Source organism: Haloarcula sp. CBA1127, assembly GCF_001485575.1.
Taxonomy (GTDB): Archaea; Halobacteriota; Halobacteria; order Halobacteriales; family Haloarculaceae; genus Haloarcula.
Genome location: NZ_BCNB01000003.1, coordinates 1 through 17,259 on the forward strand (window position 1 = coordinate 1; position 17,259 = coordinate 17,259).

Consider the following 17,259-nt stretch of genomic DNA (forward strand, 5'->3'; position numbering starts at 1 on the left):
TGTTTGCTAGCTGCAGGAACCGGGAGCGACCCCCTGTTGTCAGGAGTGTAGTGAGTGATCGTAACACGAACAGAGCGACCACAGCGATTCCAGTGGTCACAACGGGTGTGACAGATCCATCTTGGTACTGGTCTGGATCGCCTGCCTGTTCGGATATGGCTGATAGGCCTTCTCTGGACCGCCTCTCACCCGGCGGGGGCTCACAAAATACGGGCGAGTTCTCTTGCTGTCAGACTAGGCTTGCTCTATTGTCTCGACCCACTCGGGAGCGCAATCGTGTGTGCCCGCGTAGATCGAGTTGTCGGGATACTGGTCGTCGTCAGCCTCGACAGAGACGATCACGTTGCCGCCGGAACGCGAAATTTCTGTAACGGTTCCGACGACTGCATCGAGTGGGCCGTCTCCGTCGGTCCAGTCGGTTCGGACGTGGTCGCCGCGGTCGAAGTCATACTCCTCGAAGGAAGGCGCTGTGGTACTCATGATCTCCTCCGGCTCCGAGGGAGACACAAAATGGCTCGGATACCAGCCAGAGTGCTGATACTGCTTGCCGAGAGAGAAGAGCTGATGACCGAATTGCGGGTCCGGAAACCCGATGGCTGGACGACCGTCTCGTTTCCCGACGAAGTTGCGACGATCTCGGTTGTCGGTGGGAAGGTCGACGGCCAGCTGTGCCTGACCCTCACCGGCGAACGGGAGGACAGTCCTCGCATCGTCGAAACCGGCATTCTCGACGTCGACAAAAGTGACGAGAACTTGTTGGAGAATACAGTGCCCCGGACCGAGGACGGGACGAGTATCGCTTTGGACTGGCTACTGCCGGAGTAGCAGCCGTTGTGCATACGGTTTCTTTATTCATCAGAGGGTGTGAAACGGCTGTTTGGTAAGCGTGCAGACGGACTGCCAGCGGTCCTACCAATTTTACTCGATTTTCTGAGCGCCGTGCGAGATGTAGGGTGCAGAATATTTTTTTCGAAGCTGGCAGTAGATTGTCACTCAGTCTCAAACCCTGGATTCTTTCAAAATCTTATGAGGGTGTAAGTTCATCTGCGTTGAAGACGTTAACCAACTGGTCGATGATGGTTGGATCGATGTCGGTCAGGTTGGCCACTTGGCCCTCAATGTAGGGTGGACTGCTGAGATCGTTCAGGGTGTCGAACAGGACTAATATATCGAGGTAGTCGTCGATGTGTATTCGGCCGGTTTCTCCCCGGATTACTATGGTTCGGCGTCAGGATCTTCGGGATGGCAAGTCGAGGCGGCCTAAAATATAGTTCTGGAATGTGTCTTTGTCGACTTTGGAGTCTTCGTTTTGATCACGAGCATTGTGAGGTCGCAGTGTCCTCTTTCACTGGTTGTATCTGGCTCTCTACCTTGTTGAGAATCTGCTTTTGTAGATGGGATTTCTTGGGCCAATAGTCGGTGTCTTGGGGGTTCGTCCTCAGACTGTATCGTCGTGCGACTTGGTAGGAGGTCTGTGGGCGAGGTATTGTGATTTCACCCCCAGATAGTCTTTGAAGACGTGTTGATGTGTACATCTGGTTGTTTGCCGTTGGGGGCCTGTTTCTCGATGTCAACGTTGGGGGTTCTAAACTCTCTGCGGAGTGCGCTGATGACTTCATTTCGGCTATCGTGCTCTCGTATTCTGGTCTTCCTAGGACTTTCTTTCTTAAAGTGCTAAGGGGTCGTTGCTTGGCCGTTTGCGGCTATTAGTTCGAGACAGTGATTGTAGTAGGTGAGTTTCTGTACTGTTTTCGGGTTCTCATTTGGGTCCTGTTCTTGCCTGAGCAGGTTTGTTAGTGGGTGCTGATTGTGGTCTCGGAGGGTAGGGATGCCTGGCTTGTTGTGGGTGAGTAGATGTTCGAGGTTCGGATAGCGGGAGAGGTTCTGCTTGACCTCGTTGTAATTAATAGTGTTCTTGCTGTCCCATTCGAGGTCGTCGAGTAGTAGAGATATTTTGAGCAGGCGATCGTGTTTGTGACGGCCCTGGTATGCGTCGGTGGAATCTAGGTCTTCGTTTTTGCTATGTCTTCGAGTTCAGTTTGGACGACCTGTAGCTCTGTGTCAAAGTCGCCCTTAGAAGCCCGGTCTTCGAGGTAGTATTCGATTGTCCGTTTGAGGGATCGGATGAAAAAGTAGCTGTAGGTGTTGTACCAGTCCGGCATCTGACTGGCCATTTCGTTTTCCTGTCCTCTGTAGAGGTGTGGGATGAGAGGGGCTAGGTAGTGTGCTTTCTTGAGGTCTTGGCCCTGTATTTTCTGTCTGGTGAACTGGTTGACTGCGTTGATATCGTGGGTTCCGATAGCCTCAAGTCCCCGTCCAAGATCGGAGCTGGCCAGTATATTAGTCTCTTCTGAGATCAGGTAGGCGGTTTCCAGGGATTTTGCGTGTTCCTGCTGGACGCAGTCCTCAAAGATGTCGGATACATGATGGAGGCCTCCAGGTGGTAAATATCCGATGTTTTGGATTAAATTCTGTATCTTGTCCAGCTTTTGGCTACAACTGAGGCTGTTGTCCTGCTGGATTTGAAGGATATCGCAAGCCATTGATTATCCTGATGATTATTACTAATCTGTGAAAGTGTTTAGCGAGTGGTTCCCTGATTTACTTCTGTTCCGTCCTAATCGTCATAGCCTTCTAAGCGAACGTCCGGTAATCTAGTGCCGCTTCAGTCGTAAATCGCTAGATTCCCACGATACAGCGTCTCTCGATTAATTCTAGCAGTTCAGACTTGACGCGGCACTAGATTTGCGGCTATGGTTTCTAGAGTTCTGCGATGGATCGACCCCAGCCGCTGTTAATTTGGGGGAGAACGTGTCCGGCAATTCGTCTTTAGATAATACTCATAGTAATACTGTTAGACCGTGATTTTCGGTCGAATTTTGCCTTCAAACCACAATAGGACGTCGAAAAACACCGATTTTAGCGTTGGTCATCGTAGGATTTGACAAGGAACAGCGCTTCGACCGACGGAATTGCTCTTCCTAATCTCTGTAGTTATAATTATAATTCTGAAAATTACTACTGGTGTTAGCTAAAGACGAATGCGTGTCCGGCTCTCCCCCACAGAAACGGACGGGGAGCCAGTCTATTCAGTTGAGATGGACTTGCCCAGTAGCAGGTATTATCCTAGCAAAACCAGTAGAACAATCGCTACTAGAGAAGAAAGTAGAAAAGCAGTTCCCCAGCCAAATCGACGCGCTTCTTTATGTAGAAGATCCATATTATCATCGGACCACTTGAAATAAACTGCTGACATTATTCGTTTATATTCAGTTGAATCATAACCACTCTCTAAAGCAGAGTGTAAATTGGCAGATGAGGGGCCAGCAACTTGACCGCTAAGTTCATAGTATCCAAGAATGTAGCTTGTGACAGCTATTGAAAGGAATATGAACGGAAGAGCTGCGAAATAGGGATTAGACTCTACCCCGATATTATCACCTCCGAAGCGATACAGCGCAAGGTACAACGAGCCTAATAGAAGAGCAACTTTTACCATTTCAATTGCCTGTTGCCGCCGGGTACTGGCTTCATCATATCCTCTAGAGAAAGTGTCCTCACCTTGTTTTAAGCTAATTTCCCAAAACTCATCGTCAACACTTTCTGCATCACCAATCGCCTCACCGATCTGGTCAAGGCTGACAGATTTCTTCTGCTCTGGATGCTCTTTTGGGTCCATATGGTAGTTAGTTTAGTAGTAAAAATAAATCCGGCTGAATATATTTGAATATATATTATTTTGAGTCGCAACACTCTCAAGCTCACCGAATCACTACCACACTCTGTGAGTCAATGATCGCTCAGAAGACCAGATAAATTACATCTGGCCGAACAATGAGGACGGCGCCAGCTATGTAAAACACAATTGATTTTAATTCTAAATGATTCCATCCAGTGGTTTCATTCACAGCAACCATCCCCAGCAGCAGTAATCCGCCGACGATTTGCGCAGGATGAAGTTGAGGAAGTATTGATACCCAGATGCTCTTGATTTGTGGGGTAAATAGAGAGACACCAATCAGGCTTCCAAGAAGTATTATAACTGCCTCATGCTTTCCCCGGAAGCTGCCCCCAGATAGGAAGTAGCCATCCCCTGCTTCGTAGACGCTTAGACCGATTATCGCCATAGTCAATCCAGTGAAAATGCTGGGCAACTGGTTTGAGATGTATTCGAATAGTCCCAATTGCATTAGAGCCACCTTCCGTAGGCGATTACCATAATAAGCAGAGCGAAAGCACCTATAACCCCAAAAACGTTCATCGTTCGGATGGTATTTCCGAATATTACGTATCCTGAAGCTAGCATCCCCTTCTGAAGGGCCATTGCACCACCTATTGCAACGCACAACAAGAGAATGTAACTGGGAAGTCCACTTGGATCAACTGACATTCAAATACATCTGACTCATTGTTTGCATATAAATCGTACACCCGGGTTAATTCGTCTGCTTCTGGTATGTGCTCAATATAGAGGGAAATCTCCGACTTTCACCCGAGAACCGGACACATCCTTTCGGCTGCTCAGCTATACTGACCGTCGATCAAGAACCGAATAGTGACTGTGAACAGTTCTATGACACGCTGTGTCTTCACAGCACCCGTTACGCTTTGCCGACACGACAGCTACCGCTCCCACGGAAAGAAGCCATGGCGCTCGCGATAGGCACTGATCTGGTCCTGAAACTCCTGCTCCTGGAAGTCCGGCTCGTCGCCGTGGATATCCTCCGGTGAGACGCCGTCGAGGAGATGCTCGTAGTCCGTGGCCTCCTCCGTGTCATCCTCTTGGTCGGGCTCGTGTCGGTGCTGTCCACACTCCCTGCAGGTCCAGATCAGCCGGTCAAGGTGTGAGTGACACTCGAAACCGTCCAGCCCGTGTGATTCGTGTCCCGTCACGGCGCCACACTGCCGACAGTGGAACCCGATTCCAACTATCTCCGGTTCGGCTCTTGCCTGATGGCGCTGCACGACACCGGGCACAAGCCAGTACGTGCCGTCGTCCTGTCGGAACTCATCCGTGAGCTGCTGGAACTCCGAGCGGTCGGTAACTGGTGACCCGTCCTCGAGATAGATCCGTGGCTGGACGTCGCCCCCATCCCCGTCCCAGTTGATCTGCTCGTCGGCCGTCTCTAGGAGCGCCTGTCCGGGTTCCGCGTCCATCGTGGTTTCGGTCGGCAGGTCGGGCCACCCCTTCGTGAGAGTGGCGGCTGGCTCTGTCCCAAATGCTGCTCGGCACTTCACCGTTCCATGGGAGACGTCCTCACCGCTCGCGATGCTGTCGGAAACGGAGAAGGCCGCAGCGCCGAGCGCTCGTGCATGGAAGTCGGTGTTCGCTTCGACGAGTGCGAGTACTACCCGCCCGAATATCCACTCCCCAAGTGGGCTGCTATCCTGATCGTCGGACGAAGTCTTTGAGATACCGGTCTGAGCGCAGAACGGACACTGGCGTTCATCCTGTGGGATATCCTGTCCACAGGTCCGACAGGTACGAGTCTCATCCTCTGTACGGTCGGGATAGCCGGTGGAGTCGAGGACTCGTTCCCGTCCGTTCCCCCTCGTTTCAGGATCGGAACTCGCTGCGCCGAGGATATCAGCGGGATCGTACTCAGGATTTCGATCAGTCACACGCTTGGTTGCGTTCGTCATGGTATTTAAACTCCAGCCCCGAGGGAAGCACAAACCGACAGAGACCAAGACAGGACGAGTTGGCTACTCGCCGTCCGTGCTGTCCGTCACTTCTGCGATGAACGTGTCCGTTGATCTGTCCAGATCGTACTGGTTGATGAGTTCGAGGGCAGCCAGCGCTGCGCCTGTGTCTACGAGGTCTGCGGCGAGCAATCGTTTGAGACGAAGGGTGCCTTTGTGGGCACGGTCGGAACCTGAACCGCGCATCTGGGAAAATTCCATCAAGAGTCGTCGCCAAGCAGTCGCCGAGCCGGTCACCGTGAGATTCCAGTCCGGGGCTTCATATCTAGAGGACGACTGCCGGCGGTAGTGGCCTTCAAGTCTGTCAAGCAGGTCGTCGATAATCGTGCCCTTCTCAACGGTCCGTCCGTGTATGGCGTAGTCTGGGTCGACGAGATTGCGCCACTCGTCGTAGGAGTCGATATCGTACTCGACAGCTAGCTCGACCTCGACTGTTTCGAGACAATCGGCCTTCCCGGGTTCATTCACACGCCGAAGTCGATCTGCGGTCCCCTCGGCGTGGACTGTGAGGTCTGGGAACTGCGCTTCGGTGGAATCGGCTTTTGGTTGCTGTTCTCCGGTTTGATCGCTGTTGGTGGTCTTCGATGCCATGGGTACTGTCGGGACGCCCTCACTGGACCGCCCCGCACCCGACTGGGGGTGCAAAAACTCACAGTCTGGTCGACTAATCGCTGAAGAATTGGCACACACCACTGTCTCCGGAGAAAACCACCAGACAGCGATGGTATTTTCACTCGAAATACGGTGTGTTAAGTCTGGGACTAAAGCCGGTCTCAAGGGGGTGTCGTAGGGACCCTCCTGAGGTTAGTTTTGTCCTCGTGCTTTCCTTAACTGTCTTTTATTTCATACAAATACAGAAAATATTAAAACGCTAAACAGGTAGTTGTCAATTATGGATAGCAACCTCACACCCGACGAGTGGGATCGAATTAGAGCGTTCGCGCGGGCTGCAGATTGCCGCCAACGGCCCGAGATACTGCTCCCTGAGGAAACGCTTAAAAGCGACTAAGATACAATCACGTTCTGGTCCGCACCTGATGACTGGCTCCTACAATGTTCTAAGCAATTCAGCAGAGCAGAATACAACCAGCTGTACTGTCGGTGTTCTATGCACTCAGAGCGAGATCAACTCACACTTCAAGTCGCTCTATCGGTTCGACCTCGAAGGTCAGCAGATGTGATCGAAGACGGGCGTAGGCCCCGTCACCGTCAGTCGTGACACAGTGCCGATTTGGCCTTGCCTCGCGAGGATTGCCGTCGTTCTCTTGCCACTCCGTCAGCGTGAACTCAAGCGCCTCCAACTCGCTGTCAGCCCCCTCAAACACGGCTGCAACCGACGGCGTCCCGTGGTTGTCAGCGACGTAGGCCACTTCGACAGCGTCGTGGTCGGCGTCAAGTCTCGTCCACCCATCGAGTTTGTCTGGCGGGTCCTCGGCGAACTGGTCGATTTCGCGCTGAGTCAGTTCGGCTTCTGCGGCGTCGCGCCACGCTTGTTTGATATCCTCGGCTTGGGACCGCTCGATCTCCTGAAGGACATCGCTGTCGATGCACTCTCTGGCCCACGCAAGCACGGTCTTGGCCTTCTTGTGCTTCTGCTCGGGTTCGCCGTCCAGCTGTCCGAAGTTCATCTCTTGGGGAGTCATCAAGAGAACTGACGACCGCCAGTAGCCAGGGTCATCGTCACATTCCTCGTCGGCATTGGGAGCCCACGACTCCATTGAGGTTCGGACTTCTTCGTGGTGCCCGAAGCCGGTTCGGACGCCGCCGGCACGCAGGATTCGCTCCGCAAGGTCGATGGTTCGCTCGCGCTCGTCAGCGGGCGCTTCATCGGGGTGAGTGACGTCGGCGTAGAACGGCAAGCCGACTTTGCTGATGATCGTCTCTTTGTAGTTTGGGATAAGCAGTGGTTCATCGACGAAGATCGGGTCGAACGGTGGTTCGGTTGTCGGCAACATACTGGAAAGCCTCCAGCCATTGAGGCGACACAAAATCGCCCTGCGGCGGAGTCTGGTCTAGAGGTACTGGTCAGCGGTGTCGCCGTGGTTCGCTTCCAGGGCTTCCCAGTCAGCCATTGCGTCGTACTCTGGCCGAACCTCTCCATCCGAGAGCATATCATCGACGAAGGCTTGGACTTGCTCGTCGACGGGCGCGTTCTGCAGGTCGCGCTCCCGAGCGATAAACTGGATACCACAGAACGAGCGTCCGTCTGCTGCAAGCTGCCAGAGCAGAAGCTTCCGGTTCTGGTAGGTTGCGAGTTCTGTCAGCAATGCGTCGTCTGATGGATTGGACATTGTGTGATGCCTCCGGCTGCGAGGGCTGCATAAAACAACATTGTGTGTAAGGTAAAGGGTCGATACAGCGCTTCAGGAGGCTACCAAGGCGGGTTCAGATGAGTGCGAATAAATAAGATTATGAATCTCGGACGTGGCGTTTGGTTTGACAGGATGTACGATGTGAATAGTTTCAAACGTGATATGCTAGTCGTGATCGCAGGCATGGACGATCCGATGGGGACAGAACTCACCGCCGAACTGCAGGAATACTATGCCGAGGAGATCACAGTCGGACGTGTGTATCCGCAACTGGACGAAATGGCTGAGAAAGGGCTTATCAAGAAAATGGATAAGAACGGACGAGGAAACAAGTATCGACTGACAAGGCGTGGCGTGCGAGACCTCCAAGGTCACCGAGAGTGGGAAAATCAGTATCTGGCTCCGATTGACGAGCTATCCACATAGCAAGCAGTGACGTGATTTGGCATGGGCAGTCACTCGGTTTCGTCGGCATCTGCCTCTAAACCCAAAAATTTCAAGAATTCTGTCCGTTTGTGATCAGTCACGAAATCAACCAGTGCAGGGTAGAACTCGTCATTTTTCGATATTTCTCCATCATCAGCAAGGACAGACTGTGCGTTGGCCTCTTGAAACAGCTTGGAGATGTCATCTTCTCGGTCGTCACCGAGATACATCGTAACCTGATTCCGATCTCTGACTGGAATCTCTGCTTTGGGTCGAGAGTTTGCTGCTTCTGCCTCAGCCTGTCCGGTTTCTTCTTCTGCGATTTCAGTATATTCAGCGTCCTTGTCGCTACTTTGATCTTGATGATCGCTGAACCGCTCTTTCAGGTCTTCACTCATTGTTTATTTCCTCCAGTAGCTCTGCGATGCTGAGATAACAGTCGCGAAGCTCATTGATTGGGTCACTATCCCACGGATAACCCGCGTCGTCTGGATCATAGGCATAAATTGATGTTTCGTATTCGATAGCGTGTTCAATTGCGTCTCTGTCTGGAACTGAGAGAACTCGATCTTCCCCGAACGTCTCAGTGAACCAGTCCTGCATATCTTCTGCGATGGAGCCTTGAGCTGGGACTTGATTTAGGATGGCTCCAATAGCCCTAATCTTGACCTCGAACTGGTCTTCTAGAGTCTCTACTTCATCAAACAAGATCTTAAGCGACTCCTGAGCGATAACATTCGGCTCGCTTGGGAATAAGACGTTCTCTGCAGCGAGAAGTGCAGCATCGGCGAGCGGCCCAAGATTTGGAGGCGAGTCGATCAGGACATAGTCATAGTCGATGTCAGAGCGGTTGAGAGCGATTTTTAGAGACTCAAAGCCTCGCCGATCAGTGTACAAAGACTTCTCGGCAAGGAAATTCCGCATATGCGCAGGAATAATGTCGTACTCCCCACCGGAGATGATGAGATCATCTAACTGGTCGAATTCCATATCTCCATCTTGGGTTAGGACATCAATCAGTGCCTCCGCGTCTTCATTTGGGTTGTCAGAGAACTGTCTATATTGCTCTTTATGCCCGAGTTTGAGCGTTAAAGCTCCCTGCGGATCAGCATCTATTGCGAGCACGTCATGGCCACGTTCAGCGAGTGCGCCTGCCGTGTTGATCGTTGTCGTTGTCTTTCCGACTCCCCCTTTCTGCATACCAATTGTGACTCTCATGTACGCACCTCTCGAAATTTTCGAAGTTTGCGAAGTTTGCGGGCCATTCGTATATGTCGTATATTACGCCATGTACATAAATTCCAGTGCGACAGATATAAGACATATATTACGCAACTTCCGTAAGACTTGGAAGTTGCGAAATATCCGTAATATACGTAGTGTTCGTAATTTCCAGCTATTTCGAATAGTACGGCTGTCACTGTCGAATCAAGGGTAGCTAACTGATACTTACCCTACCCCCATTGGAGTCGAGTCCGGGTACTAGATTTAGCGTCTCAAGCAGTTGTCAACCAGTTTTCGGACACCCACACACCGTCTTCGAAGTATCCTCCTGGATTGGTGTTTGTGGAGAATAGTCGATAACCAACTCATGCAGAGCAGTTTGAGGAATAATGGATAATTGAAATGGTGGAAGATAAGATATTAAATTGACTATTGTATGAGATAGATTTAATAAGAAGGGAGAAAAACCAAATCCGTACCACTACTTGAGAAATAGTATCAACAGACTAAGAATCATCAAGAGCATCGCAAAGTATGCCCATAACTCTACTACTCGCTTATTTTAAACAAAGATACTTCGAAGACGGTGTGTCTCTATCCATTCTGATTATACTTCAGAACAACTTATCCGTGGAACCTGCCACAAAGATACTTCGAAGACGGTGTGTGGCTCCCCCTATGTAGATATGCTAATCCTCCGCAAAATTGCGCTTCTGTGCCTGAATCACTCGCTTAAGGCCATCTTCGTGGTGACTCAAATCAGCAATACGTTCGTCTTGCTCTAACCGCTTCTTGATTTCTCCGGGGTCACGCTTGAACTCATACATCAAGTACATCCCCCCACCTTGTTTTCCGCCGAGGCTTTTCCTCTCGTGATCGAGCTGCCCATACGTCCCGACCTCACGGACATAGTTGTTGAACGTCTCCCGTGTCCGTCCATCTGCATCAAGCACATCCGTCAGAAACTGGTACACCGGGAACGCCACCCGCGATGACGCCGTCGTTGACCCACTCTTCCCGAACTCCGCCACCGCGGCTGTCGCATATAACGAGATTTTCTTCTGTGTCGTCAGTCCTTCCACAAGCTTGAGAGAACGGTCAGTCTCAACATCCTCTTGAGCTTCCCGAACGTGATTCTCGGTCACAGTCAGATCACCGTTCTCATTCGCGACGTCGCCTGCCTTCCGAAGAAGATCAATAGCTTTCCGAGCGTCTCCATGACTTTGAGCAGCGAAGGCAGAAGTCAACGGGATAACGTCCTCGGATAATGCGTCCTGAATAAATGCGTCTTCCCGGTTCCGGAGAATCTCCTGTAGTTGGTTAGCATCGTAGTCGGAAAAGGGAATGTCCCGTGGGTTGAACGAACTTTCCGCTCGTGCGTCCAGGTTATTCATGAACTCAGGGTCGTTGGTTAGTGCAGCTACTGATACCTGAATATCTATGCTCTCAATGCTGGCGCGGCTGAGTTGGTAGATTAAATCCGAATATGCGGGTTCGCTTGAAGATGACCGCCGACCGAGTAGCAAGTCAATTTCGTCTAAGACAAACACGACAGAGTCGTATCCTTCATCTAGCAGATCGTAGAGACGGTCATACTTCGTACTCGTAGAGACGCCATGCCGCGCGACTCCGATTTCTTCGTTGAGGTCATGAGCAGCTTCACGGACAAGTGCGTACACGGCTTCGTCAAGACTCCTGAGATTTTGGCAATTAATTCGGAGTGTACCGAACTCATAACCCCGATTCTTAGATATGTCTCGGATTTGCCGGGCAACAGCGTCAAATATCAGCGATTTCCCTGTTCCTGCAGGACCGTAGAGTAGTAAGTTCGGTGGGCGGTTTTCATTCAGAACCTTCCGAAGATTAGAGACGACAGTTCTCAGTTGATCGTCGCGGCCAACAATACGGTCTCTGTCGATAATCGTGTCGGGCTCCACTAGATTCCGATTTCTGAACACTGACTCCTCGCCTGCCTGTTCAATCATCTCCCGCACGGTGAGTGAATCGTCAGTATCTCCCACATTATTCCCTGATGAGTGGTCGCTGTCAGTCATATATCCCGATGTATCTCCCATCCACATAAATATACTACACCACGTTCGAAGTAACATCTCACTATTCTTGGCAACTGCAGTCTCTTATACCCGGAATATCGTTATCTACTAAAATAGAATTCACGCACCGTCTTCGGAGTATCATTGGATATCCAAACACACCGTCTTCGAAGTATTATCGTCATGTACACAACAAGAGCGAATGAAAAGCTCATACCATTACTTGGATGAGATTATGTTGTTCGTTAAAGGACAGAATTTGAGCGAGATTGATATAGCTACATAGACTTTACCAGACACAGAAAGCCCGAGTATTCAGACACAGAGTGCCTGAAACACCGAAATTCTGGTTTTGTAGATAGGTTTGTATTATTCACATAAGCACCACCAGTTTTAGGCGGGAGGCCGCTGTACGGGAAGCATGGATCGTCTTCCGCCTGCATACGACGCTACTCCTGGGGATGACGCCCTCGAAGCCGCCATCGAGAAACGACTCGTCGATATCGACTCCGGGCGCTACCGAACAAACGTCGCCAGCGTGCTGCGAAAGTTCGCAACGTGGGCTCGGGACCAGCATACCATCTCCAATCCAGAGGATATCGACGATGATCTCTGTCGGCAATACGCTCGTGACCTCGCCCGGGCTGACGGCAGAGACGATATCTCACCCGAGACTGCCCGCCGCTACTTCGCATACGTCCGCTCGTTTCTCACATGGGCCGTCTACGAGGGCCTGATCCCGACGAACCCAGCCAAGACCAACCACGCCGAAGGTCCGCTCCCGACCGATGAGACCGAAACAGACCAGCAGTACTGGACTGCACGGGACCGCGACGCCATCTGTGCCACTGCGACCGCCCGCGTCGACGACGCCGGCGAGGGCGACGACGTCGACCGCACGGCGGCCTACCGCGACCAGGCACTCGTCTTCCTCCTCGCCTACTCCGGTGCGCGTAGTGCAGAACTGGTCGCTGTTTCTGATGATGAAGAACGGAACGGCCTGCGGTGGCGGCACGTCGATTTAGAGGGAGGCACAATGCAGGTGTTCGGCAAGAACCGCACCCGAGAATCTGCGCCGATCCTCGATGACGCGCTTCGCCCGCTTCGGCGCTGGAAGCAACTTCGAGAGCCCGACGAGAATGCAGCTGTGTTTCCCAGACTCGACAACGCGGCGAAGGCACTTGACCCGACGCCGTCGATCACAACCCAGTCGGCTCGGGATATCCTCGCCAAACTCTGTGAGTGGTCCGACTACGAGTTCGAGGAGCCACTGAAGCCACACGGTGCCCGCCGTGGGCTCGGACGAGAAATCTATCGCGAGAACCCACAGCTGGCGCAGGATGTGCTACGCCACAAGTCCATCGAGACGACCCACGAAGGCTACGCACAGGAGGCCGCAAAACGCACGCGTGACGAAGCGAACGATATCATCTCAGACACAGAACGGCTGTTATAGATACAGCAACTCTATTTATGGCTGCAACAGCCAGTACAGGTGGTCCATGTACGCCGAGATTCGTACGGACAGGGAGACTGCAAAAACGTTACCCGCCACACAAACACAGCTTCTTCATATGCCCTCCAGAGACCCTCCGAGTCAGTGGACAGACCCAGAATACGTATCAACTGTTGTCGGGGTGCTTGCTACTGGCGCTTTGATATTCTACAGTTCGCTCACGCAGTCCGGTCCGACTGTCGATGAGATCGCATTCGTGATTCTTACAATCACTGTTCCTACTACCGTCGCTTATGAACTCGCTCGTCGCTTCGGGTGAGGGATACACAGGCCACAGCGTAGCCATTTCACACTCTCTGAAAAAGCCCCATACCCACAGTAATCGATAGTGGCTGTGATGAACTCATATACTTGCTGACTTATCCATCACTCAACCAATGTTTCTGCAGCATAACTATCATTACTTAGCCACGACTGGACCATTCATGGGGGCAATAGTTCAGCGTGGCCAACGCGGAAATTCCGGGGCAATGTCCACAGTGTGGCTCCATCGACATCCGGGTAGTCAAGGTTGCACCGGTTGATCACAAGCACGGGGACGAGTGGCGTACCCGTGCCGAGTGTACCCACTGTGGCGAGTATACTGAATGGTTCTAATATCGCAGCGGTGAGGGTGACACTCCGGGCCTGCGTTGACACCGCACGCAGGTACCGTGACGGGCCCCTATTGTAATACTCAGTCAACCGTTGGTATGGACGCCAGTACGCTACTATCAACGGCTACAATTGTTGTTTCGGCCTCTGGATCTTCTCAAAACCTGCTACGCTGGAGCTAACCAACACCAGCGTACAATCCACTCTGAATGTTGGTTAGTCACTTCTCGAAGCCTCTCAGACTGAAGAACGCGAGTCTGGGAGTTCGGGACTACTCTGGTGCAACGACATCTTCACACATTGGACACTCGGCCCAGATACCCTCCGTACCATCGTCTTTCTCGTATTCAACCAGCAGCCACGGAGTTGTGATACGCTCGCCACAGTCTGGGCAGCGACCGAGACTTCGCGTGTCATCAGACATGGAAAGGGGATGGAAGGAGCGTGTGACAGTGTTCCTTCCACGCAAAAATTGCCTACCCTCGGATATAAGCGTTTAGCCACTGCCTCGCGCCAATCAACAGGAACGTGTGCCCTGCAGTCGCGGTCACCCCACCCAACCGCTGGGCAGTATAATAGAGGGCCTTACTCGTCGTCTTCCTTGCCTGCCTCGTCCTCCTCGGGCTGAACACCCCGAAGCCGACCACCGATTTCCTGCTCGTACTCTTCCAAGAGCTTGTAAAACTCCGCAATCGTCTCCTCGGCAGTCTCACCCTTTGACTTGATCGTCATACTGTCTTCGTCTCGCGTCCCGGTTCCTCGTTTCATTCGGGCCTCCATACTGCACCCAAAGTCCGTTCGTTCGACCTTTTCGACTGAGTCTGGAGCTGCATCCGGCTCTGTCTCTGGTTCACTTGACATGGGTCTTCTCGGGGACGCTCTCACTGGAACGCCCCGCACCCCACCGGGGCACACAAAACAGCCGTCAATCGCTACTCTCGAACGCACCCAGACTGGCCTGTTCACTCGGGACAGATGTCGCGACCGGCGGCGTCCGACCATCCGACTCCGTCTCTGTCTGCTGTTCTGACCCGGGCTGGCTCCCTCCTTCGACCGTATTCTCGAAGGCGTCGGTCACCCACTCGTGAAGCTCTTCGACCTCCTCGTCGTCTAGCTCGCGAACGCTCCCACCCAGCGAAGAGTACGAGGTCTGCCATACTCGCTGGAACTCGACAGTCAGTGAGTCGCCCTGGATAACGTAGGCATCCAGATTCAGGAAACAGCAGTTCAGCGCCGTCATTCGGACACACAGTGGGTCCTTATCTTGCCCGACAAACAGGCCGTCTGGCTGCTTTCGACCGGCGACCACCAGTGTTCGACCGCTCCCACAGGCCGGGTCAAGGATCGTCTGTCTATCATCGGTGTCGCTCTCGTCTCCGACGCCGGCGATCTCAGCCATTGTCTCGCAAACAGAGTGGGGCGTGAAGTGTTGGCCGAACGCATCGCTGGACAGTCCGTATTCCTCGTAGACGGCACCCAGAACGTCAGCGTCGGTAGCCGCCATCTGTTCTTGGAGCTGGCCGAACGCCTCGGCGAAGAGGTCGACTGATCGCTGCTCGCGTGGGTGGTCCATATCGCCGCGCTCGCGATAGTCGTCGACAATCTCCAGATATGGATCGTCTCGGTCCTGCAGTGCGAACAGCATGAGGTTGACCCAGTCTCTGAAGACCGTGTGTGCGCTGTGTCCCCGCTGGCGAATTTGCTCAAGCGTTGCAACAATCTCGTCGACGTCGATCTGTGGCGAAGCCATGCTTCTCAGCCACCAGAGCGTCACAAAATCTGGCCTGCCGGAGAGTGCCACTCTGGGAATTCCACTCCTGGAATGAGCTGCTCAGTACAACTAATGAAAAACCCAGAGAGAATAGAACAAAAGCACGACGGACACCCGTTCTTAGTTAGCTTCCCAAATGGCGATGGGAACGGAGAAAGAGGACACGAGATCTACAGGATTAGTGTTCTTCTTTTCAATATGACTGGAATAAATTAACAAAATATTCTACGCGAATACATACTATGCATACAAACCAGCCGACTAATTCAGAGTCTAGATCTTAACCGATCTTATATAGTTACAATTCTTTAATCGATGATCTAGAGACGTTGCCATCTGGGCCAACCCGAAGAGAAATAGATACATAGTCAGCTATAGTCTGGTTATACACTGTCTGATCATTCGCAGATATTATAATATCGCAAGATTCGCCATCAGCCTTCCGTGTGATCGTGATTGAGTCACCTGATTGGAGTTTGTAGTTCCTCTCACGACATGCTGCTTCCACTACAACTGTACCCGAAAAGTCTGCGTCTACAACCACGTCTACAAGCTTTGTTCCTCTACAAAACTGTGGGTAGCAATCTCCCGCTGAGGGGGTAGATTCAGTGCTTGTACTGTTAGGGATGGGTTCAGTGCTTGTACTGTTCGGTGTATATTGATCGTTTGAATCAGTAGTACACCCAGACAAGAATATTACGGATAACGTATCTGTGATTATTTTTCGACGCTTCATGATTTCTTTACCTCCGAAAAAACCAAAATACTTTGTGTGAACTGGTCACTGGTTAGAAAAAATTCGTCTTATTAGTTGTTAAAGTACACCAAATGGGATAGTTGGCCTTGTTGAAACCCTCAACCGGTGATAGGTTTCAGTAGTCCTGCTGGTTTCAGAGCGCAAGTCGGTCACGGACAAGTGGCCGCTTCCAAGGCAGTCGGTTCGTTCAATACAGGTAATCCACATAGCACTTCTTTTCGTAATCTGACTGAAGTACTGCCAGTTCACATGGCCCTCACAAAGCACTTACACACTCATTTCCACACAACGGTATGAATCGTAGACAATTTCTTTCAATCTCAGCGCTTTCCATGTCTCTCTCCGGTTGTCTGGAGGTGAGTTTTGATGACGACACTGAAAATAATCCTCCAACCTCAACCACGGCAGAAACCGAAACGGAGACGTCGCCCCTCGATTCCAAGACAGAATCCCCCACACCATCACAGACAACGGAGCAGCCACACGATCTCTACATCGTAAACTACAATACCTCGACAGAAATCGCAACCGTTCGTGTCATCGATGAGAACGGGAACGCCGTCGTCGAGGGCCAGTACGAACTCCCATCTGAACGCGGTATTGAGTTCGAGGATATTGGTGCATGGGAGAAGGAGTACACGGTCGAACTAACGATAGACGGTACCGAACTGACGCCGCTGACGTGGTTTACAGCCAGTTGCGCCTCGGTCGACGAAGCCCCACGGGGCTCTCGGGACGGGTATATTCAACTCCGTCGAGACGGTTCCGACAGGCTCCAACCGACCCTCGACGTGGACGGCTGTGACGCGATCATCGGCCCGGAATATCCTACCGGGCCCGCACAGGGGTTTCGCGTCGAAGAATGACCAGCAGCGACATGTTCGGTTAGTCGCACCCGTGGT

The 17,259-nt window shown here is 52.1% G+C and carries 18 protein-coding genes; 4 read left to right on the top strand and 14 right to left on the bottom strand.

What is annotated here, in order from left to right; all coding sequences use genetic code 11:
* Positions 1–234: 234 nt before the first annotated feature.
* Positions 235–480, bottom strand: coding sequence for a hypothetical protein (locus AV059_RS02770; protein ID WP_058992158.1), 246 nt, complete (start codon positions 478–480; stop codon positions 235–237).
* Positions 481–564: 84 nt separating this feature from the next.
* Between AV059_RS02770 and AV059_RS02775 the strand changes: the two genes are divergently transcribed.
* Positions 565–825, top strand: a complete 261-nt coding sequence (locus AV059_RS02775; RefSeq protein WP_058992160.1) for a hypothetical protein — start codon at positions 565–567, stop codon at positions 823–825.
* A 1,178-nt stretch (positions 826–2,003) separates the two neighbouring features.
* Here the strand turns inward: AV059_RS02775 and AV059_RS02780 are convergent.
* The 8 genes from AV059_RS02780 to AV059_RS02815 form a co-directional block, all read right to left on the bottom strand.
* Entirely contained in the window at positions 2,004–2,543 is a 540-nt protein-coding gene (locus AV059_RS02780; protein WP_058992162.1) for a hypothetical protein, read from the bottom strand.
* A gap of 578 nt (positions 2,544–3,121) precedes the next feature.
* Positions 3,122–3,679: a hypothetical protein gene (locus tag AV059_RS02785; RefSeq protein ID WP_058992165.1), complete on the bottom strand. Its 558-nt coding sequence runs from the start codon at positions 3,677–3,679 to the stop codon at positions 3,122–3,124.
* Positions 3,680–3,800: 121 nt separating this feature from the next.
* Positions 3,801–4,127: a hypothetical protein gene (locus tag AV059_RS02790; protein WP_147435934.1), complete on the bottom strand. Its 327-nt coding sequence runs from the start codon at positions 4,125–4,127 to the stop codon at positions 3,801–3,803.
* A gap of 62 nt (positions 4,128–4,189) precedes the next feature.
* Positions 4,190–4,390: a hypothetical protein gene (locus AV059_RS02795; protein ID WP_058992169.1), complete on the bottom strand. Its 201-nt coding sequence runs from the start codon at positions 4,388–4,390 to the stop codon at positions 4,190–4,192.
* Between the two features lie 233 nt (positions 4,391–4,623).
* Positions 4,624–5,643, bottom strand: a complete 1,020-nt coding sequence (locus tag AV059_RS02800; RefSeq protein ID WP_058992171.1) for a hypothetical protein — start codon at positions 5,641–5,643, stop codon at positions 4,624–4,626.
* Between the two features lie 63 nt (positions 5,644–5,706).
* Complete coding sequence (locus AV059_RS02805; RefSeq protein ID WP_058992173.1) at positions 5,707–6,294, bottom strand: hypothetical protein; 588 nt, start codon at positions 6,292–6,294, stop codon at positions 5,707–5,709.
* Positions 6,295–6,833: 539 nt separating this feature from the next.
* Positions 6,834–7,658: a hypothetical protein gene (locus AV059_RS02810; RefSeq protein WP_058992175.1), complete on the bottom strand. Its 825-nt coding sequence runs from the start codon at positions 7,656–7,658 to the stop codon at positions 6,834–6,836.
* A gap of 57 nt (positions 7,659–7,715) precedes the next feature.
* A complete protein-coding gene (locus AV059_RS02815; protein WP_058992177.1) occupies positions 7,716–7,994 on the bottom strand; it encodes a hypothetical protein in 279 nt (92 codons plus the stop codon).
* Between the two features lie 120 nt (positions 7,995–8,114).
* Here AV059_RS02815 and AV059_RS02820 point away from each other — a divergent pair, with 120 nt between their 5' ends.
* Positions 8,115–8,441 carry a PadR family transcriptional regulator gene (locus AV059_RS02820; protein WP_079990706.1) on the top strand — a complete coding sequence of 109 codons (327 nt, stop codon included), beginning with the start codon at positions 8,115–8,117 and terminating at the stop codon, positions 8,439–8,441.
* A 29-nt stretch (positions 8,442–8,470) separates the two neighbouring features.
* On the opposite strand, the gene AV059_RS02825 is transcribed toward AV059_RS02820, so the two are convergent.
* From AV059_RS02825 to AV059_RS02835, 3 genes are all read right to left on the bottom strand, one after another.
* The gene (locus AV059_RS02825) at positions 8,471–8,839 is read right to left on the bottom strand and encodes a hypothetical protein (RefSeq protein ID WP_050007901.1); all 369 of its coding nucleotides are present in this window, start codon (positions 8,837–8,839) and stop codon (positions 8,471–8,473) included.
* Complete coding sequence (locus AV059_RS02830) at positions 8,832–9,659, bottom strand: ParA family protein (RefSeq protein ID WP_079990707.1); 828 nt, start codon at positions 9,657–9,659, stop codon at positions 8,832–8,834. Before AV059_RS02830 ends, AV059_RS02825 begins: the two co-directional genes overlap by 8 nt.
* Before the next feature lie 695 nt (positions 9,660–10,354).
* Positions 10,355–11,650: an orc1/cdc6 family replication initiation protein gene (locus AV059_RS02835; RefSeq protein ID WP_004515887.1), complete on the bottom strand. Its 1,296-nt coding sequence runs from the start codon at positions 11,648–11,650 to the stop codon at positions 10,355–10,357.
* A 490-nt stretch (positions 11,651–12,140) separates the two neighbouring features.
* On the opposite strand from AV059_RS02835, the gene AV059_RS02840 reads away from it, so the two are divergent.
* Positions 12,141–13,175, top strand: a complete 1,035-nt coding sequence (locus AV059_RS02840) for a site-specific integrase (RefSeq protein ID WP_058992181.1) — start codon at positions 12,141–12,143, stop codon at positions 13,173–13,175.
* A 1,239-nt stretch (positions 13,176–14,414) separates the two neighbouring features.
* On the opposite strand, the gene AV059_RS02850 is transcribed toward AV059_RS02840, so the two are convergent.
* Together AV059_RS02850 and AV059_RS02855 are read right to left on the bottom strand one after the other, a co-directional pair.
* On the bottom strand, positions 14,415–14,690 hold the full coding sequence (locus tag AV059_RS02850) for a hypothetical protein (RefSeq protein WP_058992184.1): 276 nt from the start codon (positions 14,688–14,690) through the stop codon (positions 14,415–14,417).
* A 64-nt stretch (positions 14,691–14,754) separates the two neighbouring features.
* Positions 14,755–15,579, bottom strand: a complete 825-nt coding sequence (locus AV059_RS02855; protein ID WP_058992186.1) for an N-6 DNA methylase — start codon at positions 15,577–15,579, stop codon at positions 14,755–14,757.
* Between the two features lie 1,134 nt (positions 15,580–16,713).
* Between AV059_RS02855 and AV059_RS02860 the strand changes: the two genes are divergently transcribed.
* Positions 16,714–17,223, top strand: coding sequence for a hypothetical protein (locus AV059_RS02860; RefSeq protein ID WP_154020976.1), 510 nt, complete (start codon positions 16,714–16,716; stop codon positions 17,221–17,223).
* The last annotated feature ends 36 nt before the right edge of the window (positions 17,224–17,259 follow it).